Source organism: Amycolatopsis viridis, assembly GCF_011758765.1.
Classification (GTDB): Bacteria; Actinomycetota; Actinomycetes; order Mycobacteriales; family Pseudonocardiaceae; genus Amycolatopsis_E; species Amycolatopsis_E viridis.
Map to the genome: position 1 here is coordinate 3,583,709 of NZ_JAANOU010000001.1, position 25,416 is coordinate 3,609,124.

The following is a 25,416-nucleotide window of genomic DNA, read 5'->3' on the forward strand; positions in this document are numbered from 1 at the left end:
GCCGGGCTACCCCAGCCAGGACGCGAAGTCCGCGCGCAGCGGCACGCCCGCGGCGCGCTCGGCGTGGGCGATGAACTCCTCGGTGGTGACCGTGCCGTGCGCGTGCTCGCGCGCCCACGAGCGCAGCAGCCCGAAGAACACCTCGTCGCCCACGCGCCCACGCAGCGCGTGCAGGGTGAGCGCGCCGCGCCGGTAGACCTGCTCGTCGAACAGGCGGGCCACACCGGGATCGCCGATCGCGAGGTCACTGCCGGCGCGTGCGCGCCACTCCCGCGCGTGCTCGGCGGCCGGGGCGCCACCGGAGGCTTCCGACCACAGCCACTCCGCGTAGGTCGCGAACCCCTCGTTGAGCCAGATGTGCCGCCAGTCCGCCACGGTGAGGCTGTTGCCGAACCACTGGTGCGCCAGCTCGTGCACCACCAGCCGCTCGAAGGTGCGGCGGCCGTCGACGTGGTTCGCGCCGAAGATCGCCATGCCCTGCGCCTCGATCGGGTCGTCCAGGTCGTCGTCGGTCACCACGACGACGTACTCGCCGAACGGGTACGGCCCGAACCACTCCCCCAGCGCACGCATCATCCCCGGCTGCCGGCCGAAGTCGTGCGCCGCCGCGTCGCGCAGGCGCCGCGGGACCGCGAGCCGTTGTCCCGACGCGAGTTCCACCTCGTCATAACGTCCGATTTGGACACTCATCAGGTACGGTGCGGTCGGCTCGCGCCGCTCGAACACCCACGTCGTCGTGCTGCCCCGGGCGCGGCGGCCGACGAGCTCCCCGGTCACCAGCACGGTGTAGGCCGACGCGGTGGTCAGCGACACGCGGTAGGCCGCCTTGTCGCCGGGCCGGTCGTTGCACGGGAACCAGGACGGCGCGCCGGTCGGCTGGCTCGCCACGAGCGCACCGTCGGTGAGCTCGTCCCACCCGATCTCACCCCACCGGCTGGCCACCGGGCGCGGGTTGCCGGAGTAGCGCACCTCCACGGTGAACTCCCCGCGCACCGCCCGGTCCGGGCGCACCACCAGCTTGCCACCGCGGTGGGTGAACTTCGCGGCACGGCCGTCGACGCGCACCCCCTGCACGGCGAAACCGGCCAGGTCCAGCGGGATCCGCCCCAGCTCCGCGTCCGCGACCGCGGACAGGATCGCTCGCGCGGTCAGCCGGTTCGGCCCGATCCGGTAGTCCAGCTCCAGGTCGTAGTGCCGGACCCGGTAGTCGCCGCTGCCGTGGCCGAGCGTGTAGTCGGCGCGGCTCACGCCCGCCACGCCGCGATCGGGTTGCCCAGCCAGCGGCTGTCGGCCGGGACGGCGTCCCCGCGGGTCACCAGCGACCCCGGGCCGACCACGGTGCGGGCGCCGACGCTGGCGCCGGGCAGCACGATCCCGTGCGGGCCGACGGTCGCGCCCTCGGCCACGGTCACCTCGCTCATGCGCATGATCCGATCATGGAACAGGTGGGTCTGCACGACACAGCCGCGGTTCACCGTCGCGCCGTCGCCGAGCCGCACCAGGTCGGTCTCCGGCAGCCAGTACGTCTCCAGCCACACGCCGCGGCCGATCCGCGCCCCCATCGTGCGCAGCCACCACGGCAGCAGTGGCGTGCCCGCGCTCCAGCTCACCAGCCACGGCACCGCGAGCGTCTCGACGAACGTGTCGGCCAGCTCGGTGCGCCACACGAACGAGCTCCACAGCGGGTGGTCCACCGCGCGGAACCGCCCGGTCAGCACCCATTTCACCGCGGTGGTCACCGCACCGGCCGCGAGCCCCGCGACCACCAGCACAACCGGCGCGGCGAGCGCGGCCACCACCGGACCCGCGGCCTGCCACACGGCCGCGAGCGCCGCCAGCACCAGCACCGCCAGCGCGGCGGCGCACATCACCGGCACGACCCGGCACGCCTCCACCGCGGCCCGGGCGAGTTTGAGCCGGGCCGGCGGCGCGAACGTGCGGCCGGCATCGGCGGTCTCGACCGCCCGGCGCAGCGGCATCGGCGGCATACCCAGGTAGGACGAGCCCTTCTTGGCCTTGCGTGGCGCCGAGGACAGCACCCCGACCAGGCCGCGCTTGGGCACCGCCCGCCCGGCGGCGGCCATCCCGGAGTTGCCGAGGAACGCCTGCTTGCCGATGCGGGTCGGCGCGACGTGCAGCCAGCCGTGGCCGAGTTCGTAGGTGGCGACCATGGTGTCGTCGGCGAGGAACGCGCCGTCGTCGACCTGGGTCATCCGCGGGACCGCCAGCACCGTGGAGATCTCCGCACCGCGCCCCACCCGTGCGCCCAGCAGGCGCAACCACACCGGCGTGCCCAGGCTGGCGTAGAGCGGGAAGAGCACCTGCCGCGCCAGGTCCATCAGCCGTTCGGTCGCCCACACCTGCCACGCGACCCGCCCGTGCACCGGGTGGTAGCCCTCGTGCAACCCCAGCCCGAGCAGCCGCACCGAGACGAGCACCAGCAGCGCGTAGGACCCGAACGCGGCGAGGGTCGCCGGCGGGACGGCGGGCAGCGCGTCCCCCAGCGCGGCACCGAGCGTGGCCGTCCCGGCGACCGCCGAACCCAGCACCAGCAGTCCGGGCACGGCGGCCAGCACCGGGAACAGGCCCAGCACGAACGACGCGGCGCCGTAGGCGAGCACCCACCTGCGCGAACGCGGCGGGCGGCTCGACGGCCAGCGCAGCGCGCCCTTGCCGTCGCGCCTGGCGGGCGAACCGGCCCAGCGCTGCCCGGCCGGGACCGCGCCGAGCACGGTCGATCCGGCGGCGACCTCCGCACCCTTGCCGATCCGCGCGCCCGGCAGCAGCACGCTGCGTGCACCCACCCGGGCACCGGCGCCGATCCGGATCTTGCCGATGTGCACGACATCGCCGTCCACCCAGTGGCCGGACAGGTCGACCTCGGGCTCCACCGCCGCGGCCCGGCCCAGCTTGAGCAGGCCGGTGACCGGCGGCGGGGTGTGCAGGTCGACGTCCTTGCCGACCTTCGCGCCCAGCGCCCTGGCGTAGAGCGTCATCCAGCTCGCGCCGGAGATCCCGGCCGCACCGGCGGCCCCGGCGAGCCGTTCCGCCGCCCACAGTCGCAAGTGGACCCGGCCGCCGCGCGGGTGGGTGCCCGGCCGGACGCCGCGCAGCAGCAACCGGGCACCGGCGGCGGCGATCGCGATGCGTCCCGGCGGGCTGAACAGCACCAGCCAGGACAGGACGAGCGACCACCACGGCACGGCGGGCGCCCAGGCGGCGCCGGCCGTCGCGAGCACAGTGGACAGCGCGGCGAGCGCGGTCAGCCAGCGCAACCCGGTGAGGGCGAGTGCCGGCGCTCCCAGCGCGGCCTGCACGGCGCCCGCTCGCCGTGGCACCGGCCGCACGTCCCGCCGCCGGGCGGTCTCCCCGTCCAGGCCGTCCAGCAGCGCCGCGAGCTGACCCAGCCGCGGGTGCCGGTACACGTCGGCGACCGAGACCTGCGGATGCCGGGCGCGGATGCGCGCGACCAGCTGGGCGGCGGTGAGGCTGCCACCGCCGTGGGTGAAGAAGTCCGCGCGCGGGTCGGTCACCGGCACGCCGAGGATCTCCGCCCAGCCCTCGGCGAGCCACGCCTCGGTGGGGGTCAGCGCCGCGCGGGTGCTCATACCGTCCACAGTGGCCAGTGGCCATGGCAGCGCGGCGCGGTCGACCTTGCCCGAGGTGCGGGTGGGCAGGTCACCGACGACCGCGAGCAGCGGCACCAGTGCGGCCGGCAGCTTCTCCCGCAACAGCGCCGAGGCGGCATCGGGGTCGAACTCGCCACGCGGCACCACGTACCCGACGAGGATCTGGTTGCCCGCCTTGGTGGTGCGGATCGCCGCGGCCGCGCCGGCCACCCCGGGCAGCGCCTGCAGCGCCGCGTCCACCTCGCCCAGCTCGATGCGGCGGCCACCGAGCTTGATCTGCTCGTCCGCGCGGCCCAGGAACACCAGCCCCCCGGGCTCCGCCCGCACCAGATCCCCGCTGCGGTAGGCGCGGTCCCAGCCCAGCGCCGGCAGCGGCGCGAACTTCTCGGCGTCCTTCACCGGATCGAGGTAGCGGGCCAGGCCCGCACCGCCGATCACCAGCTCGCCGGACTCGCCCAGGGCGACCGGCTCGCCGGCGGCATCGACGACCGCGAGGTCCCAGCCCGCCAGCGGCAGCCCGATCCGCACCGGGCCCTCGCCGGTCAGCGGCGCGGCGCAGGCGACGACGGTGGCCTCGGTGGGACCGTAGGTGTTCCACACCTCGCGGCCCTCCACCGCCACCCGCTCGGCCAGTTCCGGCGGGCACGCCTCGCCGCCGAAGATGAGCAGCCGCACGTCCTCCAGTGCCTCGGCCGGCCACAGCGCGGCCAGCGTCGGCACGGTGGACACGATCGTGATGCGCTGGGCGACCAGCCACGGCCCCAGGTCGACGCCGGTGCGCACGAGCGCGCGCGGCGCCGGCACCAGGCACGCGCCGTGCCGCCAGGCCAGCCACATCTCCTCGCACGAGGCGTCGAACGCGACCGACAGCCCGGCCAGCACCCGGTCGGCGGTGCCGATCGGTTCCTCGGTGAGGAACAGCCGCGCCTCGGCGTCCACAAACGCCGCCGCCGACCGGTGGGTGACCGCGACCCCCTTGGGTTTGCCGGTGGAACCGGAGGTGAAGATGATCCACGCGTCGTCGTCCGGAGTGGGCGGACCGGTGCGGCGGCCGGGCTCGGCGAGCATCGTCAGCCCGCCGTCCGTCAGCACCGCGCACACGCCGGCCTCGGCGAACACCAGCTCGGCGCGCTCGTCCGGGTCGTCCGCGTCGACCGGCACGTACGCCGCACCCGCGGCGAGCACGCCGAGGATCGCCACGTACAGATCGGCGGTCCCGGAGGACATGCGCACCCCGACGCGGTCGCCGCGGCCGACGCCCTCGGCCGCGAGCCGCCCGCCGAGCGCCTGCACCTCGTCGATCAGCTTGCGGTAGGTCAGCACCCGCGTGCCGTCGTCGAGCGCGGCCGCGCCCGGGTACCGCGCCACGGTGGCGGCCAGCACGTCGAGCAGTGTGCGCCGCGCGGCGGCGGCACCGCCGGGGAACAGGGCCCGCTCCGGGGCGAGAACCCCGGGCAGCATCGGATCGAGAACGGGCGCGCCCACTCGAGTTCACCTTCCACCAGCGGGCGGGCCGGAACTCGCGGAAAATCCGAGGCGCCCGCGCGGGACGATCACTCTACCCGAGGTGACTGCCCACCGACCGGGCGGTTCCGGCGGCGTGTTGCCGCCGTCACATCCGGTGCGTCACTTGCTGTTCTTACCGGGCCGCGGCTTCTTTTCCCGCACCCGCACGTTGATCCGCACCGGGCTGCCCGCGAAACCGAAGCGCTCACGGAACTTCCGCTCGATGAACCGGCGGTAACCGGCCTCCAGGAACCCGGTGGTGAACAGCACCAGCGTCGGCGGGCGGATCCCGGCCTGCGTGGCGAACAGCACCTTCGGCTGCTTGCCACCACGCACCGGCGGCGGGGTGGCGGCGATCAGCTCGGACAGCCACGAATTCAGCTGCCCGGTCGGCACCCGCTGGTCCCACGAGGCAAGCGCGGTCCGCAGCGCGGGCGCGAGCTTGCGCACCGCACGCCCGGTGAGGGCGGAGATGTTGACCCGCTCCGCCCAGGTGACCCGCACCAGGCCGCGGTCGAGCTCCTTCTCCAGCTGGTGGCGGCGATCCTCGTCGACCAGGTCCCACTTGTTGAGCGCGAGCACGCACGCCCGGCCGGACTCCACGACGGACGTGAGCACCCGCAGGTCCTGTTCGGACAGTGGCTCGCTGGCGTCCAGCAGGACGATGACGACCTCGGAGGAGTCGATCGCCGCCTTCGTGCGCAGCGACGCGTAGTACTCGGTGCCGCTAGCCGTGTGCACCCGCTTGCGCAGGCCGGCGGTGTCGACGAACCGCCACAGCTCACCGTCCAGCTCGACGAGCGAGTCGACCGGGTCGACGGTGGTGCCCGCGACGGAGTCCACCACGGACCGCTGCTCACCGGTGAGCTTGTTGAGCAGGCTGGACTTGCCCACGTTCGGCTTCCCGACCAGCGCCACCCGGCGCGGCCCGGCCGCTACCTCGCGCTCGCGCGGCGCTTCCGGCAGCGCCGTGATGATCGCGTCGAGCAGGTCGCCCGAGCTGCGGCCGTGCAGGGCGCTCACCGGATGCGGCTCGCCGAGGCCGAGCGACCACAGGGACGCCACGTCGGACAGCAGCCGGTCGTCGTCGACCTTGTTGGCCGCCAGCAGCACCGGCCGCTTCGACCGGCGCAGCACCTTCGCCACGGCCTCGTCGGTCGCGGTCGCGCCGACCGAGGCGTCCACCACGACCAGCACCGCGTCCGCGGTGTTCATCGCCAGCTCCGCCTGCGCCGCCACCGCGGCCTGCAGCCCGGTCGCGCTCGGCTCCCAGCCGCCGGTGTCGACCACGGTGAACCGGCGCCCGGCCCACTGCGCGTCGTAGGCCACCCGGTCCCGGGTCACCCCCGGCGTGTCCTGCACGACCGCCTCCCGGCGGCCCAGGATGCGGTTGACCAGGGTGGATTTGCCCACGTTCGGGCGCCCGACGACGGCCAGCACGGGCTGGCTCAGCTCGGCCTCCTCCTCGGACGCCGCGTCGTCGGCCTGGTTGTCGAGCGCGGTGAACTCCGCCTCGTCGGACCAGGTCCCGTCAAGCTCCGTCATGACTCCGCTTTCTTCCCGCGCAGGGTCTCGCCCTGCGCCGCACGCCATTCGTCGAGGGTGGCGACCAGGCCGGCAAGCTGGTCGCGCAGCTTCTCGGTCGCACTGTCCAGCCCGGCGCGGCCACGGCCGACGTCGAGCGGGAACGGTTCACCCACCAGGATGTCGACCCGGGGCCGGAACCGCCGCCCGCTGCCGACGGGACGCCGGGTCCCGCGCACCGCGATCGGCAGGACCACCGCACCGGTCGCCCGGACCAGCCACGCCGCGCCACGCTCGGCGCTCGCCACGTCGCCCTCGCCGCGGGTGCCTTCGGGGAACACCGCGACGACGCCACCGGCCTTGAGCACGTCCGCCGTGGCCAGCAGCGGCGCCCGGCCGGGTTCGCCCCGGCGCACCGGCACCTGGCCGATGCGCCGGAGGAACGACCCCAGCACCCCGGTGAACATCTCCTCCTTGACGAGGAACACCGAACGGCGCGGCAACATTCCGAAGATGATCTGCGGCTCGACCATCGAGCTGTGGTTGGCCACCACCAGCACCGGCCCGGTCCGCGGCACGCGCTCCAGTCCGCGGATGCGCAGCCGGTACGCCGGCCGGAAGCAGAACCTGCCGACGACCCGGGCGGCGTCGTGCAGCCGGGGCGAGGAGCCCGGCGGCAGACCGCTGCTGCTCACCGCGTGACCTGCGCCCGCGTGCTCAGCAGGCCGCGCCGCCCGGCCAGCTCGGCCAGCGCGACGAGCACCTGGTCGATGGACAGTTCGCTGGTGTCCAGGTGGACCGCGTCGTCGGCGGCCTTCAGCGGCGCGACCGCGCGGGTCGAGTCGAGGCGGTCCCGCCGGTCGACCGAGGCGAGCGCCTCGGCCTGGCTGCTGCGGCGCCCGGCCGCGGTGTCCTGCGCGCTGCGGCGCGCGGCGCGCACCGCCGGGTCGGCGGTCAGGTAGACCTTGAGCGGCGCGTCCGGCACCACGACCGTGCCGATGTCGCGGCCCTCCACGACGATGCCGCCGATCTCGCCGAGCACCTCGGCGATGATCCGCCGCTGCCGCGCCACCAGCAGTTCGCGCACCTCCGGCACCGCGGAGACCGGCGACACGGCGTGGTTGACCTCGGCGCCCCGGATCTCGGCGGTCACGTCCTCCCCCGCCAGCTGGACGCCGGCGGCGGACGGGTCGGTGCCCAGGGTGAACTCGGTGGCCCGCGCCACCTCGGTGACGGCCGGGCCGTCCGCCGGGTCGGCGCCCGCGCGCAGCACGGCCAGCGTCACCACCCGGTACATCGCACCGGTGTCGAGGTATCCCGCCGACAGCTTGCCGGCGAGCTTGCGCGCGACCGTGGTCTTCCCGGTTCCCGAGGGTCCGTCCAGAGCGACCACGCCGCGTAGGGCTCCCGCCACCGATGCTCTCCTCGCCGTGCTGGGGTGCTTACCTGCGGTTCTCCATTGTGCCTGGCCCGCCCGCATCGCGGCGCACCGGTACCGTGGCGGACGTGAATGTGGAAGTAACGCCCTTACCGGGCATCGGCGTGCGGAAGGACTTCGCGACCCGGCACGGGCGCCGCATCGGCGTGGTCACCCACCGGGACGGGCAGATCGAGCTGATCGTGTCCAAGTCCGACGACCCCGATGCGTGCCTAGCGTCCCTGCCCCTGACCGCCGACGAGGCCGGCGCGCTGGCCAACCTGCTCGGCGCGCCGCAACTGGTCGCGCAGCTCACCGAGGAGCACCGCGAGGTGCCCGGCATCAACACCAAGCAGCTGCCGATCAAGCCCAACTCGCCGTTCGACGGCCGCACCCTCGGCGACACCGCGATGCGCACCCGGACCGGCGTGTCCGTGGTCGCCGTGATGCGCGCCGGCCAGGTGCACCCCTCCCCCGTCCCGGATTTCACGTTCACCGCCGGGGACGTCCTGGTCGCGGTCGGCACGTCGGAAGGGCTGGAGGGCGCCCTCAAGATCCTGAAGAACGGCTGAGCCCTTGGACCACACCGCACTGTCCCTGATCGAACTCGGTGCCGTCTTCTTCGCGCTCGGCGTCCTCGGACGCCTGGCCGGCAAGATCGGCATGTCCCCCATCCCGCTCTACCTGCTGGGCGGCCTCGCCTTCGGGCAGGGCGGCCTCGTCCCGCTGCCGGACATCGGCGGCTTCACCCACCTGGCCAGCGAAATCGGCGTCGTGCTGCTGCTGTTGCTGCTGGGGCTGGAGTACTCCGCGGCGGAGCTGTTCACCGGGCTGAAACGCTCGTGGATGGCCGGCCTGCTGGACATCGTGCTCAACGCCGCGCCCGGCGCCGCGGTGGCCCTGCTGCTCGGGTGGGGCCCGATCGGCGCGATCGTGATGGCCGGCGTCACCTACATCTCCTCGTCCGGGATCATCGCGAAGGTGCTCGGCGACCTGGGCCGGCTCGGTAACCGGGAAACGCCGGTGGTGCTGTCGATCCTGGTGTTCGAGGACCTGGCGATGGCGCTGTACCTGCCGATCCTCACCGCGCTGCTGGGCGGCGTCAGCTTCTTCGGCGGCCTGGAGGCCGTCGGCATCTCACTGCTGGTGATCACCGTGGTGCTGGTGATCGCCCTGCGCTACGGCCGGTACGTGTCGGCGATCGTCGACTCCGACGACCGGGAGGTGTTCCTGCTCAAGGTGCTCGGCGCGGCGCTGCTGGTTGCCGGGCTGGCCTCGGCCATGCAGGTGTCCGCGGCGGTGGGCGCGTTCCTGCTCGGCATCGCGGTGTCGGGCTCGACAGCGCACAACGCGACGCGGTTGCTGGAGCCGCTGCGCGACCTGTTCGCGGCGGTGTTCTTCGTGGTGTTCGGGCTCAACACCAGCCCGGCGTCGATCCCGCCGGTGCTCGGCTGGGCGGTGCTGCTGGCCGTGGTGACGACGCTGACGAAGGTCGCGACCGGCTGGTGGGCCGCGCGCCGGCAGGGCGTGGGCAAGCTGGGCCGCGCCCGGGCCGGTGCGGCGCTGGTGGCGCGCGGCGAGTTCTCGATCGTCATCGCGGGACTGGCCGTCTCGGCCGGCGCGGTGGTCGGCGAGCTGGCCGCGCTGGCCACCGCGTACGTGTTGCTGATGGCGGTTTTCGGACCGATCACCGCCCGCGTGGTCGAACCTCTGGCGCGGGGCCTCCAGCGCCGCCGCGGGCACGGTCACGAACCAGCCACGTCGAGCGTGAGCTGATCCGCCCCGGCCGGCGACAAAGTGGTCGCCGGTCCTTCCTGCCCGCTACCCGCGCCCGGCCCGGCACCGCGACCACGGCCGCAGGCGAGGCAAACCGGGCCTGCGCCGCGGCCTCTGACGCTCACCGACCGACACGGCGCCCGAACCGGCAAACACGCCGCCCGGAGTGGCAAACACGGCGCGCGGAGTGGCAAACACGCCGGGTCAGGGCAGGACCGAGCGCACCGCGTCCTCCGAGCGGCCGACGACGGTGGTGCCGTCGTCCGCGGTGATGATGGGGCGCTGGATCAGTGCGGGGTGCTCCGCCAGCGCCGTCAGCCAGCGGTCCCGGTTCGCCGCGTCGCGGGGCCAGTCCCTGATCCCGAGCGCGGCCGCCTCCGGCTCCTGCAGGCGCGCGATGTCCCACGGGTCCAGGCCCAGACGCTGGAGCACCGCGTCCAGCTCGGCCACCGTCGGCGGCTCGTCCAGGTAGCGCCGCACCTCATAGGACACCCCCGCCTCGTCCAGGATGGACAGCGCCGAGCGGCACTTCGAGCACCGCGGGTTGACCCAGATCTCCATCATGCACCTTCCGCCAACGTCGCCAGTACCTTCTCGCCGTACCGCGCGAGCTTGTTCTCCCCCACGCCGCTCACCCCGGCCAGCTCGTCCAAAGTAGACGGATGCTCGGTGGCGATCTGCCGCAGGGTGGAGTCGCTGAACACGATGTACGCGGGCACGCCCTGGTTCTTGGCCTCCTCCGACCGCCAGGCCCGCAGCCGCTCGAACACCGGGCGCGCGTCCTCCGGCAGCTCGGACGCCGGTTTGCGTTTCGCCGCCGCCGCGGCCCGGGCGGCACGCTGGGGTTCGCGGCGCATCCGCACCTCCCGGCGCCGCCCCAGCACCTCCCCGCTGGCCTCGGTCAGCAGCAGTGTCCCGTAGTCGCCCTCGACCGCGAGCAAACCCTGGGCGAGCAGCTGCCGCACCACGCCCCGCCACTCGCTTTCGGACAGCTCCGTGCCGACCCCGAACACGGTCAGCTGGTCGTGCCGGTGCTGCGTCACCTTCGGCGTCTGCTTGCCGAGCAGGATGTCGATGATCTGCCCGGCGCCGAATTTCTGGCCACGCTCGTGCTGCAGGCGGTAAACGGTGGAGAGCAGCTTCTGCGCCGCGATCGTGCCGTCCCACGATTCCGGCGGGGTCAGGCAGGTGTCGCAGTTGCCGCACGGCTCCCCGGGCTGGCCGAAGTAGTTGAGCAGCTGCGCCCGGCGGCACTCGACCGTCTCGCACAGCGCCAGCATCGCGTCCAGGTGCTGCGACAGCCGCCGGCGGTGCGCGTCGTCGCCCTCGGAGGTCTGGATCATCCGGCGCTGCTGCACGACGTCGGCCAGCCCGTAGGCCAGCCACGCCGTGGAGGGCAGCCCGTCACGGCCCGCGCGGCCGGTCTCCTGGTAGTAGCCCTCGACGGACTTGGGCAGGTCCAGGTGCGCGACGAAGCGCACGTCCGGCTTGTCGATGCCCATCCCGAACGCGATCGTCGCGACCACGATCAGCCCGTCCTCACGCAGGAACCGCGCCTGGTTGCGCGCCCTGGTGCGGCCGTCCAGGCCCGCGTGGTACGGCACGGCGCTGATCCCGTTGGCCACCAGGAACTCCGCCGTCTTCTCCACGGAGTTGCGGGACAGGCAGTACACGATGCCCGCGTCGCCGGGGTGCTCGCTGCGGATCAGGTCGAGCAGCTGCTTCTTCGGTTCGGCCTTGGGCACGATGCGGTACTGGATGTTGGGCCGGTCGAAGCTGGCCACGAACTGGCGCGCCTGGCCGAGGTTCAGCCGGGACACGATCTCGGCGTGCGTGGCCTTGGTGGCGGTGGCGGTCAGGGCGATGCGCGGCACGTCCGGCCAGCGCTCGTGCAGCTCCGACAGGCCCAGGTAGTCGGGCCGGAAGTCGTGGCCCCACTGGGACACGCAGTGCGCCTCGTCGATGGCGAACAGCGCGACCTCACCGCGGTCCAGCAACGTCCGCGTGGACTCCATGGACAGCCGTTCCGGCGCCAGGTACAGCAGATCCAGCTCGCCCGCGACGAACGCCGCCTCGACCTCGCGGCGCTGCTCGTAATCCTGGGACGAGTTGAGGAACCCGGCCCGCACCCCGACGGCCAGCAGCGCGTCCACCTGGTCCTGCATCAGCGCGATCAACGGCGAGATGACCACACCGGTGCCCGCGCGGACCAGCGACGGGACCTGGTAGCACAGGGACTTCCCGCCGCCGGTCGGCATCAGCACGACCGCGTCGCCGCCGCCGATCACGTGCTCGACGATCGCTTCCTGGTCACCGCGGAAGGAGTCGTAACCGAAGACGCGCCGCAGAACCTGCAGGGCGTCATTCACCGGGACGGTGTCAGCGGAAGCCACCCCGCGATCCTAGGGGCTCGCCACGGGAGCCGGGCGGGGCCACACGAGATGCCCGCCCGCTACAGGCCGACGCGCCGGTAGAGGCCGCCGACCTCGTCCCGGTTGAGCTTGCGGATCGTGCCCGGCTTGCCGTTGCCCAGCTGGACGTCCCCGATCGCGGTGCGCACCAGTTTGCGCACCGGGAAGCCGACCTCGGCCAGCAGGCGCCGCACGATGTGCTTGCGGCCCTCGTGCAGCACGATCTCCAGCAGGCTGCGGCCGCCCATGCTGTCCTTGACGCGGAACGCGTCGACGCGGACCGGGCCGTCCTCCAGTTCGATGCCGGCCTTGAGCTCCTTGCCCAGGCCGCGCGGCACCTTGCCGTCGACCTCGGCCAGGTAGGTCTTGGGGACGTGGTACGACGGGTGCATCAGCCGGTGGGCGAGGTCGCCGTCGTTGGTGAGCAGCAGCAGGCCCTCGGTGTCGGCGTCGAGGCGGCCGACGTGGAAGAGGCGTTCGCTGCGGTCGCGGACGTAGTCGCCCACACACGGGCGGCCCTGGTCGTCGTACATCGTGGTGTGCACGCCGCGGGGCTTGTTCAGCGCCAGGTGCACCAGGTCCTCGCGCAGGATGACGCGGGTGCCGTCGACGTGGATCACGGCGCGGTCGGGGTCCACGCGGCGGCCCAGCTCGCGCACCACCTTGCCGTCCACGCTGACGCGGCCCTGCACGATCAGGTCTTCGGCGGCGCGGCGGGAGGCCACACCGGCCTTGGCGAGCACCTTCTGCAGGCGCACGCCCTCGGCTTCGGGCTCAGATGTCATCGATGGAGTCCACTTCCGGCAACAGGGGGGCGATCGGGGGCAGGTCGGTCAGCGACGACAGCCCGAGTCGCTCGAGGAACAGTTCGGTCGTCACGTACAGGGTGCCACCCGTCTCGGGGTCGGCGCCGCTCTCCGCGATGAGCCCGCGGGCGACCAGGGTGCGGATCACACCGTCGACGTTGACACCGCGGACGGCCGCGACGCGCGAGCGGGTGACCGGCTGCCGGTAGGCGATGACCGCCAGGGTCTCCAGGGCGGCCCTGGTGAGCTTGGAGCGCTGCCCGTCCAGCAGGAGCTTCTCGACGAACGGCGCGTAGGTGTCGCGGGTGTAGAGGCGCCACCCCTCGCCGGCCCGCCGCAGGTCGATGCCGCTGCGGCGCTCGGCGAGCTCGGCCGACATGACCTGCAGCGTCTGGGCGACACGTGCCTCGGGCTGGTTCAGCGCACCGGCCAGCGCCTCCTCGCTCACCGGCGAGTCGACGACCAGCAGCAGGGCTTCCAGTGCCGCGGCCAGCGCGGAGTGCTCGGTGAGGTCCGGCAGCCCGTCCCCCACCGCGACGAGTTCGTCGTCCTCGTCGGGTTCGTCCGCCGGCTGCTCCTCGGCGGGAGGTTCCTCCGCGATGGGCACCTCCGGCGCGCGGGCATCGTCAACCGCGGGTTCCGGCGTCGGCACCTCGGGCTCCTCCCCGGGCTCCTGTTCGGGATTCACCCGTACTCCTCTTCTTCGACGCGGGCGCGGTCCTGCTCGGCGGCGGCCGTCGCCTCCTCGACCGATCCGCCGGTCCACCGCACCCGCAGCATCGTCAACGGCTCGTCCTGCTCGAACTGCACGCTCGACTCGCGGTAGAGCTCCAGCAGCGCCAGGAACCGGGCCACCACCTCGACCGTGTGCTCGCAGTCCTCGACCAGCTCGGTGAACGTCGCGTCGCCACGCTCGGCCAGCTTCAGCCGCAGCAGCGCCGCGTGCTCGCGCACCGACACCCGGTGCGCGTGGATGTGGTCGAGCGACACCGTGGGCGGCGGCTTGGGCCGGAACACCGCCAGGGCGATCTCCGCGAACTTCCCGGCGTCCACCCCGAGCATCACCTCGGGCAGCAACCCGATGTAGCGCTCCTCCAGCGACACCGATCGCGGGTACCGCCGCAGCGCCCCGGCCTCCAGCTCGGCGAACAGCGCCGCGACCTGCTTGTACGCCCGGTACTGCAACACCCGGGCGAACAGCAGGTCCCGCGCCTCGAGCAGGGCCAGGTCGTCCTCGTCCTCGACCTCGGCCGCGGGCAGCAGCCGCGCCGCCTTGAGGTCCAGCAGGGTCGCCGCGATGACGAGGAACTCCGTCACCTCGTCCAGGTCCCACTCCGGCCCCAGCGCCTGGGTGTAGGCGATGAAGTCGTCGGTGACCTGGTGCAGCGCCACCTCGGTGACGTCGAGCTGGTGCTGCGAGATCAGCTGCAGCAACAGGTCGAACGGCCCCTCGAAGTTGTCCAGGCGGACCTTGAACTTCGGCGCGGCGGAGTCGTCGTCAGCGACGGGCTGGGCCCCGTCGACCGGAGCCCCGTTCTCGCTCACGGCCCGGCGGCTTCCTCGGAGTCGAGGCCGCCCTCACGCAGGCGGCGCACCAGCACCGAGTCGGCACCGTGCGCGTCGAAGTCGGCCAGCAGCACCGCCACCGCTTCGCGGACCAGCCGGCCGCGGTCGATGGCCAGGCCGTGCTCGGCCCGCAGGCTCAGCCGGGTCTGCTCCATCGCGACCAGTTCCTCGCCGGAGACGTACACGGTGATCTTCGAGTCGTGCTTCTGCCGTCCGCTGCCGCGGCGCCCGGCGGCGCTGCGCTCCAGCTGTTCGCGGTGCGCCGGGTTGTGCCCGTGCCCCGGCCGCTGCGCCTCGGGGCGCTGCGGGGCGGGCGTGGGCGGCGCGGGCACGTCGAGGGCCGGGCTGCTGGTCAGGCGGAAGAGTTCCGAGGCCCCGGGGAGGGAGGCTCGCCTGCTCACCGAGCGATCACCTCGCGGGCCAGCGCGCGGTAGGCCTGCGCACCGGCGGATTTGGGAGCCCAGCGGGTGATGGGCTCGCCGGCCACGGTGGTCTCCGGGAACCGGACCGTGCGGTTGATGACCGTGTCGAACACGGTGTCGCCGAAGGCCTCCACGACCCGCGCCATGACCTCCCGGGAGTGGAGGGTGCGCGGGTCGAACATGGTGGCCAGGATGCCCGTGATGTCCAGTTTGGGGTTCAAGCGTTCGCGTACCTTCTCGATCGTGTCGATCAACAAAGCCACGCCCCGCAGGCTGAAGAACTCGCACTCCAGCGGGATGATCACGCCGTCGGCGGCCGTGAGCGCGTTCACCGTGAGCAACCCGAGCGATGGCTGGCAGTCGACCAGAACATAGTCGTACTCCGCGATGAGGGGTTGCACGACCCGGAGCAACGTGTGCTCGCGGCCCACCTCGGCGACCAGTTGCACCTCGGCGGCGGACAGGTCGATGTTGCTCGGCAGCAGGTCCATGCCCTCGACGCTGGTGTGCCGGAGGATGTCCTGGGCGGTCACCGACCGCTCCATGATCGCGTTGTAGACCGTCTGGTCCAGCTCGTGCGGTTGCACGCCGAGCCCCACCGACAGCGCACCCTGCGGGTCGAAGTCCACCAGCAGCACCCGGCGCCCGTACTCGGCGAGCGCGGCGCCCAGGTTGATCGTGGACGTGGTCTTGCCGACGCCGCCCTTCTGGTTGCACATGGCCAGCACCGTGGCCGGGCCGTGCTTGTCCAGCAGGGGCGGTTCGGGGATCTCACGCAACGGTCTGCCGGTCGGGCCGAGCTTGGGCTGGCCGGTCACGGGCGCGGGGCCCACGGCCACGACAGAGTCCACGGTGTCGGGCTCCCCCTCTGTCGCGATGGTCAACTGGTCGAGGTTCGCGGCGGCCGATGCGGCCGAGACCGATCTGGTCGAGGGCTGCGGTGTCGACATGGCGCGAAACTCCTCGTTCGACGGGTTGGCCGCAGCCTATGCGGCGAGCCGTTTGTCGCCAAAGCAACTCGCCGGTGCCGATCAGGTCAACCCAACGCCCGAGGATGCGCCGTAGCATATACCTCACGGAGCGTGTTCATCGTGACCAGGGTGTAGACCTGCGTCGTGGTCACCGAAGCGTGGCCCAGCAGCTCTTGCACCACGCGGACGTCCGCCCCGCCCTCCAGCAGGTGGGTCGCGAAACTGTGACGCAGCGTGTGCGGCGAGACTCCGGTGGCGATCCCGGCGCGCTCCGCGGTGGTCTTGAGCACCTGCCACGCGCTCTGCCGGGACAGCCGGGAGCCACGGGCGTTGAGGAACAGCGCCGGCGTGCCGTGGCCGCGCCGCGCCAGCACCGGGCGGGCGCGCACCAGGTACGCCTCGAGCGCCTCGACCGCCGGACGGCCGATCGGCACGAGCCGCTGCTTGCCGCCCTTGCCGTCCAGCAGCACAGTGCGCTCGGTGCGGTCCACGTCGTCGACGTCGAGCCCGACCGCCTCGGAGATCCGGGCGCCGGTGGAGTACAGCAGCTCCAGCAGGGCCCGGTCGCGCAGCGGCCGCTCCCCCTCGGCGGCCGGCATCGCCAGCAGCCGCAGCACGTCGCCGACCGGCAGCGCCTTCGGCAGCCGCTTCGCCGGAGCGGGCGGCCGCACCTCGCGGGCCGGGTCGTCCTCGGTGAGCCCGTCGAGGTGGGCGAAGCGGTGCAGCCCGCGCACGGCCACCAGGGCCCGGGCCGCCGAGGAGGCGGCGAGGGGCGGGTGCCCCTCGCCGCCCTCGCGCAGCGCGGCGCCGAACCCGGTCACGTCCGCGGCGGTGATCCGCCGGAAGTCCCCGATCCCCGCCTGCTCCAGGTACCCCAGATACCGGCGCAGGTCCCGCGCGTAGCTGTCCAGCGTGTTGCGTGCCGTCCCGCGTTCGACGGCGAGGTGATCGAGATACGCCGTGACCACCTCGGAAACCGGCAGAACATGCACGCCGACACCCTAGAGGGTCGGTTCAGGAAATGCGATCGGCGAACCTCGTGGGCCGGTCCCGCCACGGCGCGTCCGCCGGGCGGGCCGGGGCTGCCTCGTGGACCACCGCGTGCGCGGCGAGCACCCCGCCCACGGTCGCGCCGTTGACGATCTCGCCGGACAGCGTCATCCGCACCGCCTCGGCCAGCGGCACCCGGTGCACCACCAGGTCGGCCTCCTCGTCGCCGAGGACCTCCCGGTCGACCGGGGTGAGGTCGCGGGCCAGGAAGACGCGCACCACCTCGTCGGTGAACCCGGGTGAGGCGGCCACGTCGACCAGCGTGTCCCACCGCCCGGCGGTGAGCCCGGCCTCCTCGGCCAGCTCGCGCCGCGCGGCCGCCACCGGATCCTCGCCCGGGTGGTCGAGCAGCCCCGCGGGCAGTTCCCAGATCCGCCGCCCCAGCGGGTGCCGGTACTGGTGGATCAGCGTGACGGCACCGTCGGTGTCGACCGCGGCGATGGCGACCGCGCCGAGGTGCTCGACGACCTCGCGCTTGGCGGTGCCGCCACCGGGCATCGCGACCTCGTCGACGCGCAGGCCCACCACGCGTCCGATGTGGACGTCCTTGCTGGACACCACCCGGAACTCGTGCTCGCCGGGCCCGGTCAATGCGCGCTCACGGTCGGCTCGGGCAGCTCGACCGGCAGCCGGTCCGCCGTGCGGTAGCGGACGACGGCGTCGATGAACGCGTCGAACAGCGGGTGCGGCCGGGTGGGGCGGCTCTTGAGCTCGGGGTGCGCCTGGGTGCCGACGAAGAACGGGTGCACGTCCGCGGGCAGCTCGACGAACTCGACCAGCCGGTCGTCCGGCGAGGTGCCGGAGAAGACCAGACCGGCGTCGGCGAGCCGCTTGCGGTAGGCGTTGTTGACCTCGTAGCGGTGCCGGTGCCGCTCGGACACCTCGGTGCCGCCGTACGCCTTCGCGACCTGCGAACCGGGCTTGAGCCTGGCCGGGTAGGCACCCAGCCGCATGGTGCCGCCCATGTCGCGTTCGCCGGCGACCACGTCCTTCTGGTCGGCCATCGTGGAGATCACCGGGTGCTCGGTGGTCTCGTCGAACTCCGCGGAGTTCGCGCCCTCGATGCCCGCCAGGTTGCGGGCCGCCTCGATCACCATGCACTGCAGTCCCAGGCACAGCCCGAGCACCGGGATGCCCCGGGTGCGGGCGTAGGTGATGGCGCCGATCTTGCCCTCGATGCCGCGCACGCCGAACCCACCGGGCACCAGGACACCGTCGACGTCACCGAGCGCGGCGGCCGCACCGGCCGGGGTGGTCGCCCGGTCGGAGGCGACCCAGACGATCTCGACCTTGGCGCGGTGGGCGAACCCGCCCGCGCGCAGGGCCTCGGTGACCGACAGGTAGGCGTCGGGCAGGTCGATGTACTTGCCGACCAGCGCGACCCGGACGGTCTCCGACGGGTTGTGCACCCGGTCGAGCAGGTCGCCCCACACCGTCCAGTCGACGTCGCGGAAGGGCAGGCCCAGACGGCGCACGACGTAGGCGTCCAGCGCCTCGCGGTGCAGCACCCTGGGGATGTCGTAGATGGACCGGGCGTCCGGGCACGCGATGACCGCCTCGGTGTCCACGTCGCACATCAGGCCGATCTTGCGCTTGAGGTCCTCGGGCAGGTCCCGGTCGGCGCGGCACACCAGCGCGTCGGGCTGGATGCCGATGTTGCGCAGCGCGGCGACCGAATGCTGGGTCGGCTTGGTCTTGAGCTCCCCCGACGGCGCGAGGTAGGGCACCAGCGACACGTGCAGGAAGAAGCAGTTGTCCCGGCCGATCTCGTGCCGCACCTGCCGGCAGGCCTCCAGGAACGGCAGCGACTCGATGTCGCCGACCGTGCCGCCGACCTCGGTGATGACCACGTCGGGCTGCTGACCGGTGCCGTCGGACTCGGCGACCGCCATGATGCGCCGCTTGATCTCGTCGGTGATGTGCGGGATGACCTGCACGGTGTCCCCGAGGTACTCGCCGCGGCGCTCCTTGGCGATGACTTCCGAGTAGACCTGGCCGGTCGTGACGTTCGCCGACCCGGACAGGTCCCGGTCGAGGAAGCGTTCGTAGTGCCCGATGTCCAGGTCGGTCTCGGCGCCGTCCTCGGTGACGAAGACCTCGCCGTGCTGGAACGGGTTCATGGTGCCCGGATCCACGTTGAGGTAGGGATCGAGCTTCTGCATCGTGACCCGCAGGCCGCGAGCGGTGAGGAGCTGGCCCAGGCTCGAGGCCGTCAGGCCCTTGCCCAGGGAGGAGGCGACGCCCCCCGTGACGAAAACGTATTTGGCTGTCCGCGGCTGAAGTCCCACGGGCTTCCACCTTATCGCACCGGGCCCCGGACGTTCGCCCGCCGCGCCTACGTAGTTCGATAGGTCACGTCAGAAGTTCGCGCGTGAAAGAGGCACCGTGTCCCAGTCCACCGCTTCCCCGCCCACCTGGACCGCGCCGGTCGCACCCGGACCGCTCGACGCGACGGTGCGCGTCCCCGGCTCGAAGTCGATCACCAACCGGGCGTTCGTGCTGGCCGCGCTGGCGGACGGGCCGACGCTGGTGCGCGCTCCGCTCGACTCGCGGGACGCCCGGCTCATGCTGGGCGCACTGGAGGCGCTCGGCGGCGGCTGGGAACGGCAGGGTGACGACGTGCTGGTCCGCCCGCTGGGGGGTGGCCCGGCCGGGCCAGTTTCGGTCGCGCTGGGCAACGCGGGCACCGTCGCGCGGTTCACGCCCGCCCTGGCCGGGCTGGGGTCGGCGCCGGTGACGTTCGACGGCGACGAGGCGATCCGCCGGCGCCCGATCGCGCCGCTGCTCGGCGCGCTGCGTGAGGCGGGCGCGGACATCGACGACGGCGGCCGTGGCGCGCCTCCGTTCACCGTGCGCGGGCACGGCGGACTGCCGGGCGGCACGGTGGGCCTCGACTCGAGCGCCTCCAGCCAGTTCCTGTCGGCGCTGCTGCTGGCCGGCCCCGCGTTCGACGCGGGGGTGACGGTGCGGCTGAGCGGCGGGACCCCGCCGAGCGAGCCGCACATCGCGATGACCCTGGACATGCTGCGCCGGTTCGGCGCGGCGCCGGAACGCGACGGTCAGGAGTTCCGCGTCGGCCCGGCGCGGCTGTCCTGCCCGGACTTCACGGTCGAGCCGGACCTGTCCACGGCGGCGCCGTTCGTGGTCGCCGCGGCGGCCGCCGGCGGCACGGTACGCGTCGCCGGCTGGCCGGAGTACTCCACCCAGCCGGGTGACTGGCTGCGCAGCCTGCTGGTGGAACTGGGCCAGCGGGTGGAGCTGACCGCCGAGGGCCTGACGGTCACCGGTACGGGCGAGATCCCGGGCGCCCGGCTCGACCTGCACGAGGTGGGCGAGCTGACCCCGGTGATCGCCGCGTTGCTGTGCTTCGCCGACGGCCCCTCGGTGATCTCCGGGGTCGCGCACCTGCGCGGGCACGAGACCGACCGGCTGGCCGCGCTCGCGACCGAGCTGTCCGCGCTGGGCGCCGGGGTGACCGAGACCGCGGACGGCCTGGCGATCACCCCGGCCCCGCTGCACGGCGGTGTGTTCCACACCTACGAGGACCACCGGCTGGTGATGGCCGGTGCGGTGCTGGGGCTGCGGGTGCCCGGCGTGGAGGTGGAGGACCCGGCGACGGTCGGCAAGACCTTCCCCGGGTTCACCGCCGCCTGGACGGCGATGCTCAGCCGATGACGTCGGCCAGGCGGCCGGCCTGGTCCGGGTCGCTGCCCCAGCAGTAGAGCACCAGTTCGTCGGCGCCGAGGTCGGTGAACTGCTTCGCGGTCTCGCGGATCTGCTCCGGTGTGGTGAGCATGCGCTCGGCGGTCTTGTGGGCGTAGTCGCCGGTGAAGCCGTAGTACGCCAGGATCGCCTCGCGCGCCTCGTCCACACCGGACCCGAGCGCGACGTTGACCTGTGCGACCAGGCGCGGCCGGCCGTCGCGGCCCTCCCCCGCCCAGAACTGCTCGACCTTGGCGAACAACGATCCGGCCCACTGGACCGGGGCGGCGCACAGGAAACCGTCACCCCAGCGCGCGACGCGGCGCAGGGCGGGATCGGCGAACGCGCCGAACAGGACCTCGGGGCCGCCGTCGCGGGCGGGCGCGGGACCGATCCCCTCGGCGCCGGACCAGATCCGCCGCATGCGGGCCATCTGCTGGTCGAGGACGCGGCCGCGGCGACGCGGATCCGTGCCGGTGGCCTCGTGGTCGTCGTCGCGCCCGCCGACCCCGAGGCCGAGGGTGAACCGGCCGCCGGACAGGCGATCCAGGGTGGCGGCCTGCTTGGCGAGCACGGCGGGTTCGCGCAGCGGGGCCAGCAGGACCTCGGTCTGCAGGCGCACCCGCGTGGTGGCGCCCGCGAGCAGGGCGAGGGCGACCAGCGGCTCGGGGTTGTCGTAGACGACCCGGTCGAGCAGGCCGAGGGTCCGGAACGGGCCGTCGTCGGCGCGGCGGGCCCAGTCGATGAGGGCTTCGGGCCTGCCGATGGGCAGGCCGAGACCGTAGTGCACGTGTTCCTCCGAATACGGGCGTGATGGGTGTGGTGTGCCGCCCGCTCCGGGCCGGTCGTGGTGCTGCCGCTGCGGCTGTCGTTCGGTGGCAGGCACGGCCCCGTGGAGTACGTTCGAGCCTAGCGGAAGATCGACTGGGGAGGGACGGCTTTCATGAATGATCGGCGATTCCGGTTCGGGCTGCTGGTGCCTGACGCGGCCAGGACGCAGGCACCCGTGCCGTTGGCTGTCCAGCGCTGCGACGATCGGCTGCTTCTCTCCGTGGGACGCCAGAGCCCACCAGGCGAGACCGGAAGCGTGGCGTGAGATGCCTACGCAGGCCCCCCCCCCCGCGACCCCTGCGCTCAACCGAGTCCGTCCGCCAGCGCCGGGCAAGAAGAAAAAGAAAGAAATGATCACACACCAGGACATGGTCGATCTTTATGGTCGCGACAACGTCATCACTTTGACCCACCAGGAAGTTGACGGACTCGGGGTAGCGCCCCGGGATTCAGAGGTTCTGACAACTGTCGGGCTTCCCCGCATGAGTGCACCATTTTTTACGACCGAAACACAAGGGGGACCCGAGTTCCTTCGAGTCATCGATGTGACCACCCGTGACGGAAAGAAGCATCGCGAGGTGATTGTCGGCGGCCCTCCCGGCGATTCCGGAATGCGGTTCTCGCTCTCCGCCTACGAGAGGTTCGTGATGCTGGTGCAATTAGACGGAACGAAGCCCCGGGGTGAGGTGGTGAACAACAATCTCGGCGAATTCGTGGAGTTCCTCTACCGCATTGAGATGTTCACTCAGGACGTCGCCTCCGATCCGACCGTCAAGGAACAACTATTTGATGACCTTGAGGGTGCATTGACGGGCATCGACCCGTTCTCCTTTGAGCTGCCGGAGAACTGGTGGGCCATGGCGCTTCGTCAACTCGGCGGAGGCGACCTGGGGATTTAGCCAGGCCCATCCGCTCCGGCCCCGCCCGCAGTGCCCCGGAGGCAGGTGCGAGCTCGGGCTCGACGCCGACGGGGCGAGCGCGGGCGGCACCGCGGAGTTGCTGGGTGTGCCCTTCGGCAGCCCCGGCGAGCGCGTGGCTCAGGTGGGTGAGGCGATCCGGACGGTGCGGAAGCTGTTCGCGGACGGCACGTTCACGCCGGTGCAACGGCCCGCGCCACCGATCCTGGTCGCCGGTGCCGGTACCCGGCTGCTGCGCCTGGCGGCCGAGGAAGCCGACATCGTCGCCGTGCACGCGGGGCGGGACAACACCGAGGACGGTCTGCGTGCTCGCCTGCCGGTGCTCCGGGAGGCCGCCGGGTCGCGGTTCGACGAGCTCGAGCTGAGCGTGAACGTGTTCGCGATCGGCGACGGCCCGATCCCGGAGCGGCTGCGGCAGTTCGGCATCGACCCCGCGGCCGGCCGGGACAACTCGCACCTGTCCGTGCTGTCCGGCGACACGGCCACGGTGGTGGACCTGCTGCACCGGCGACGGGACGAGTTCGGCCTGTCCTACGTGACGATCAACGCCGGCGCGCTCGACGCGGCCGCCCCGGTCGTCGAAGCACTCGCCGGCACCTGAGGGCTTGGTGCCTGGCCGGGCACCAAGCCGCGCGGTATAGGTCGTTATACAGTCGGCTCAGCTGCCTGGCGGAGCCACGCCCGGCGCCGGCGACTGCGCGTTGCCCGCGATGCCGTACCGGCCGGTGCCACCGTCGAGCTGCTCCTTGAGCGCCAGCACCGTGCTGATGCGCCCGGCAGCCGTGTTCACGTTGTCCACCGTGGACAGGATCGAGGTCGCCGAGGTGTCCGCCCGCACGAACCCGATCGCGCCGGTTCCCCCGGCCGAAGCGGGGTCGCCGGCGAGCACCGCTCCGGCGCCGGACCGGTCCAGCTGCGTCGCGAACCGGGCCAGCGTCGCGGCCTTGTCCCCGGCACCGTCCCCGGTCGCCTGGCCACCGGTGAGCACCAGGGCCAGCTGGCCCGGCCCGATGCCCGGGCCGGCCTTGACGAACCCGCCGTCGGACAGGCCCGCGATCGCCGCGGCGAGCTCGTCCGGTGTGGACTGCGGCTTCGCGGTGTCCTTGTTGAGCAGCAGCACCGAACCCACCAGCGCCCCGGCCAGCGTGCCCGGGTCACCCGCGGTCGGGAAGGTCGACCCGGCGGGCTGCAGGCGGGTCACCACCTGACGCAGCTGGTCGGCCTTCACCGGGTCGGTGAAGGAGTCGGTCAGCTGCAGCTCCCCCGACACCCGCGCGCCGGAGGATTCGATGAGCTGCCGCACCGCGTCGCGGTCGGCCGGGCTCGCCTCCTGCGTGGTGATCAGCACGACCGAGCGGCGGTCCAGTGCACCGGCCACGACCTTCGGGCCGAGCGAACCGGCGAAGGCATCCGCATCAGCCAGCCGCGCGTTGAGCTCGTTGCGCTGGGCCTGCAGATCGGACACCTGCGCGGCGAGCTTGCCCTTCTCGCCGGACAGCCCGGACAGCAGCGTGCCGTTCAGCGCCGTCGACCCGAGCACGACGCCCACGGCCAGCGCCAGGAACACCGCCGCGATCGAGACGATGTGGTACCGCAGAGAAATCACGTGAAGAGCCCCTTGACCCAGCTTGCGAAGGAATCCCAGGTGGACCGCGCCCAGTCCAGGTAGGCGCCACCCACGTCGGAGACGAGCAGCGCGGCCGCGACGGCGACGAGCGCGGCGAGTACGAGCAGGACGACCGCTGCCAGGGACACCCGGCTGCGGTGCAGCGCGGCGACGGCCTTGCCGTCGACGAGTTTCGTGCCGAGCTTGAGCCGGGTCAGGAACGTCGACGGGTTCGACCCGGACCGGCCGTGGTCGAGGAACTCCCGCAGCGTCGCCTGGAACCCCACGGTCACCACGAGTCCGGCCTCGTGGGCGTCGGCGAGCAGCAGCGCCAGGTCCTCCGGGTTGCCGGACGCGGGGAAGGTGACCGCGCCGATACCCAGGTCCTGGATCCGCGCCACGCCCGGCGCGTGCCCGTCCGGCTGCGCCGGCACGACCACCTCGGCACCGCACTTGAGCGTCTCGGCGTCGATGCCGTAGGGGTCACCGACGATGATGTCGGGCTGGTGCCCCTGCGCCCGCAGCGTGTCCGCGCCACCGTCCACTCCGACCAGCACGGGCCGGTGCTCGGCGATGTACTTCTTGAGCGCCCGCAGGTCCTCGGCGTGGCCCTTGCCGGGCGCGACGACCAGCACGTGCCGGTCGCGCAGCGGCACGCGCACCTCGGGCACGCCGACCCCGTCGAGGATCAGCGTGCGCTCGCGGCGCAGGAATTCGATGGTGTTCGCCGAGAACGCCTCCAGCTGGGTGGACATCCCGGCCTTGGCCTCGATCATCTGGTCGGCGACGCTCTCCGGCGTCTGCTCGCTGCCGCTGGCCATCTGCCGGTCGCCGGCGTAGAGGACGCCTTCGTGCAGCCGGACGCGGGTGCCGTCCTTGACCCGGCGCAGCACCTCGCCACCGACGTTGTCCACCAGCGGGATGCCCGCGTTGACCAGGATCTCCGGCCCCAGGTTGGGGAACCGCCCGGAGATCGACGGCGAGGCGTTGATCACGGCCCCGACCTGCGCCTCGACAAGTGCATCGGCGGTCGCGCGGTCGAGGTCGATCTGGTCGAGGACCACGATGTCACCGGACCCGACACGCCGGATCAGGTCGCGCGTGCGCCGGTCCACCCGGGCGACGCCGATGATGCCGGGGAGGGCCTCGGTGTTGCGGTGGAGCAGACCGGGAAGCTTCATGTGTCCGATGGTGACAAACGAACACCGGATGTCCGTTCGCAACACGCCGTGCACGACCCGGTTTCTCGCCGTGATCTCCGCAGAGACCGGTGCGTGTGGAC

At 72.8% G+C, this 25,416-nt stretch carries 24 protein-coding genes; 6 read left to right on the top strand and 18 right to left on the bottom strand.

Annotation, left to right across the window (positions count from 1 at the left end; all coding sequences use genetic code 11):
• Positions 1-6 precede the first annotated feature (6 nt).
• The 5 genes from FHX46_RS17820 to cmk form a co-directional block, all read right to left on the bottom strand.
• Complete coding sequence (locus tag FHX46_RS17820) at positions 7-1,257, bottom strand: M1 family metallopeptidase (protein WP_167116206.1); 1,251 nt, start codon at positions 1,255-1,257, stop codon at positions 7-9.
• The gene (locus FHX46_RS17825) at positions 1,245-5,090 is read right to left on the bottom strand and encodes a Pls/PosA family non-ribosomal peptide synthetase (protein WP_208401383.1); all 3,846 of its coding nucleotides are present in this window, start codon (positions 5,088-5,090) and stop codon (positions 1,245-1,247) included. The genes FHX46_RS17820 and FHX46_RS17825 overlap by 13 nt, the downstream gene beginning before the upstream one ends.
• A gap of 165 nt (positions 5,091-5,255) precedes the next feature.
• Complete coding sequence (der, locus tag FHX46_RS17830) at positions 5,256-6,680, bottom strand: ribosome biogenesis GTPase Der (RefSeq protein WP_167116212.1); 1,425 nt, start codon at positions 6,678-6,680, stop codon at positions 5,256-5,258.
• Entirely contained in the window at positions 6,677-7,354 is a 678-nt protein-coding gene (locus FHX46_RS17835) for a lysophospholipid acyltransferase family protein (RefSeq protein ID WP_167116215.1), read from the bottom strand. The genes der and FHX46_RS17835 overlap by 4 nt, the downstream gene beginning before the upstream one ends.
• A complete protein-coding gene (gene cmk / locus FHX46_RS17840; protein ID WP_167121532.1) occupies positions 7,351-8,052 on the bottom strand; it encodes a (d)CMP kinase in 702 nt (233 codons plus the stop codon). Before cmk ends, FHX46_RS17835 begins: the two co-directional genes overlap by 4 nt.
• A gap of 113 nt (positions 8,053-8,165) precedes the next feature.
• Here cmk and FHX46_RS17845 point away from each other — a divergent pair, with 113 nt between their 5' ends.
• Positions 8,166-8,648, top strand: coding sequence for a cation:proton antiporter regulatory subunit (locus FHX46_RS17845; RefSeq protein ID WP_167116218.1), 483 nt, complete (start codon positions 8,166-8,168; stop codon positions 8,646-8,648).
• A 4-nt stretch (positions 8,649-8,652) separates the two neighbouring features.
• On the top strand, positions 8,653-9,852 hold the full coding sequence (locus tag FHX46_RS17850; protein ID WP_167097039.1) for a cation:proton antiporter: 1,200 nt from the start codon (positions 8,653-8,655) through the stop codon (positions 9,850-9,852).
• A 204-nt stretch (positions 9,853-10,056) separates the two neighbouring features.
• Here FHX46_RS17850 and FHX46_RS17855 read toward each other — a convergent pair whose 3' ends face one another.
• From FHX46_RS17855 to FHX46_RS17885, 7 genes are read right to left on the bottom strand one after another with little or no spacing between them, the layout of a single operon-like run.
• On the bottom strand, positions 10,057-10,413 hold the full coding sequence (locus FHX46_RS17855; protein WP_167121533.1) for an arsenate reductase family protein: 357 nt from the start codon (positions 10,411-10,413) through the stop codon (positions 10,057-10,059).
• Positions 10,413-12,245, bottom strand: a complete 1,833-nt coding sequence (gene recQ / locus FHX46_RS17860) for a DNA helicase RecQ (RefSeq protein ID WP_167116221.1) — start codon at positions 12,243-12,245, stop codon at positions 10,413-10,415. Before recQ ends, FHX46_RS17855 begins: the two co-directional genes overlap by 1 nt.
• A gap of 59 nt (positions 12,246-12,304) precedes the next feature.
• A complete protein-coding gene (locus FHX46_RS17865; protein WP_167116224.1) occupies positions 12,305-13,048 on the bottom strand; it encodes a pseudouridine synthase in 744 nt (247 codons plus the stop codon).
• Entirely contained in the window at positions 13,038-13,757 is a 720-nt protein-coding gene (gene scpB / locus FHX46_RS17870; RefSeq protein WP_167116227.1) for an SMC-Scp complex subunit ScpB, read from the bottom strand. The genes FHX46_RS17865 and scpB overlap by 11 nt, the downstream gene beginning before the upstream one ends.
• Positions 13,754-14,614: a segregation and condensation protein A gene (locus FHX46_RS17875; RefSeq protein WP_167116230.1), complete on the bottom strand. Its 861-nt coding sequence runs from the start codon at positions 14,612-14,614 to the stop codon at positions 13,754-13,756. Before FHX46_RS17875 ends, scpB begins: the two co-directional genes overlap by 4 nt.
• Complete coding sequence (locus FHX46_RS17880) at positions 14,611-15,036, bottom strand: cobyrinic acid ac-diamide synthase (protein WP_167116233.1); 426 nt, start codon at positions 15,034-15,036, stop codon at positions 14,611-14,613. The genes FHX46_RS17875 and FHX46_RS17880 overlap by 4 nt, the downstream gene beginning before the upstream one ends.
• On the bottom strand, positions 15,033-16,007 hold the full coding sequence (locus FHX46_RS17885; RefSeq protein ID WP_167116235.1) for a ParA family protein: 975 nt from the start codon (positions 16,005-16,007) through the stop codon (positions 15,033-15,035). Before FHX46_RS17885 ends, FHX46_RS17880 begins: the two co-directional genes overlap by 4 nt.
• Here FHX46_RS17885 and FHX46_RS17890 point away from each other — a divergent pair.
• Positions 15,934-16,122 (top strand): hypothetical protein, encoded by a 189-nt coding sequence (locus tag FHX46_RS17890; RefSeq protein ID WP_167109610.1) that lies wholly within the window; start codon positions 15,934-15,936, stop codon positions 16,120-16,122. The genes FHX46_RS17885 and FHX46_RS17890 overlap by 74 nt on opposite strands.
• Here FHX46_RS17890 and xerD read toward each other — a convergent pair.
• From xerD to FHX46_RS17905, 3 genes are read right to left on the bottom strand one after another with little or no spacing between them, the layout of a single operon-like run.
• Positions 16,094-16,996 (bottom strand): site-specific tyrosine recombinase XerD, encoded by a 903-nt coding sequence (gene xerD, locus FHX46_RS17895; protein ID WP_167121534.1) that lies wholly within the window; start codon positions 16,994-16,996, stop codon positions 16,094-16,096. The genes FHX46_RS17890 and xerD overlap by 29 nt on opposite strands.
• A gap of 46 nt (positions 16,997-17,042) precedes the next feature.
• Positions 17,043-17,669, bottom strand: a complete 627-nt coding sequence (locus FHX46_RS17900) for an NUDIX domain-containing protein (protein ID WP_167116237.1) — start codon at positions 17,667-17,669, stop codon at positions 17,043-17,045.
• Positions 17,666-19,366: a CTP synthase gene (locus FHX46_RS17905; protein ID WP_167097051.1), complete on the bottom strand. Its 1,701-nt coding sequence runs from the start codon at positions 19,364-19,366 to the stop codon at positions 17,666-17,668. Before FHX46_RS17905 ends, FHX46_RS17900 begins: the two co-directional genes overlap by 4 nt.
• A 97-nt stretch (positions 19,367-19,463) precedes the next feature.
• On the opposite strand from FHX46_RS17905, the gene aroA reads away from it, so the two are divergent.
• Positions 19,464-20,753 (top strand): 3-phosphoshikimate 1-carboxyvinyltransferase, encoded by a 1,290-nt coding sequence (gene aroA / locus FHX46_RS17910; RefSeq protein WP_167116240.1) that lies wholly within the window; start codon positions 19,464-19,466, stop codon positions 20,751-20,753.
• Here the strand turns inward: aroA and FHX46_RS17915 are convergent.
• Positions 20,743-21,570, bottom strand: coding sequence for an LLM class flavin-dependent oxidoreductase (locus FHX46_RS17915; RefSeq protein ID WP_167116243.1), 828 nt, complete (start codon positions 21,568-21,570; stop codon positions 20,743-20,745). The two genes, aroA and FHX46_RS17915, sit on opposite strands and share 11 nt — an antisense overlap.
• A 391-nt stretch (positions 21,571-21,961) precedes the next feature.
• Between FHX46_RS17915 and FHX46_RS17920 the strand changes: the two genes are divergently transcribed.
• Both FHX46_RS17920 and FHX46_RS17925 read left to right on the top strand, forming a co-directional pair.
• Complete coding sequence (locus FHX46_RS17920) at positions 21,962-22,510, top strand: SUKH-4 family immunity protein (protein WP_167116246.1); 549 nt, start codon at positions 21,962-21,964, stop codon at positions 22,508-22,510.
• Positions 22,443-23,129: an LLM class flavin-dependent oxidoreductase gene (locus FHX46_RS17925; RefSeq protein ID WP_167116249.1), complete on the top strand. Its 687-nt coding sequence runs from the start codon at positions 22,443-22,445 to the stop codon at positions 23,127-23,129. Before FHX46_RS17920 ends, FHX46_RS17925 begins: the two co-directional genes overlap by 68 nt.
• Positions 23,130-23,186: 57 nt before the next feature.
• Here the strand turns inward: FHX46_RS17925 and FHX46_RS17930 are convergent, their stop codons facing one another.
• On the bottom strand, positions 23,187-24,134 hold the full coding sequence (locus tag FHX46_RS17930) for a copper transporter (RefSeq protein WP_167116252.1): 948 nt from the start codon (positions 24,132-24,134) through the stop codon (positions 23,187-23,189).
• Positions 24,131-25,315: a putative cytokinetic ring protein SteA gene (steA, locus tag FHX46_RS17935; RefSeq protein WP_167116255.1), complete on the bottom strand. Its 1,185-nt coding sequence runs from the start codon at positions 25,313-25,315 to the stop codon at positions 24,131-24,133. Before steA ends, FHX46_RS17930 begins: the two co-directional genes overlap by 4 nt.
• Positions 25,316-25,416: the final 101 nt, after the last annotated feature.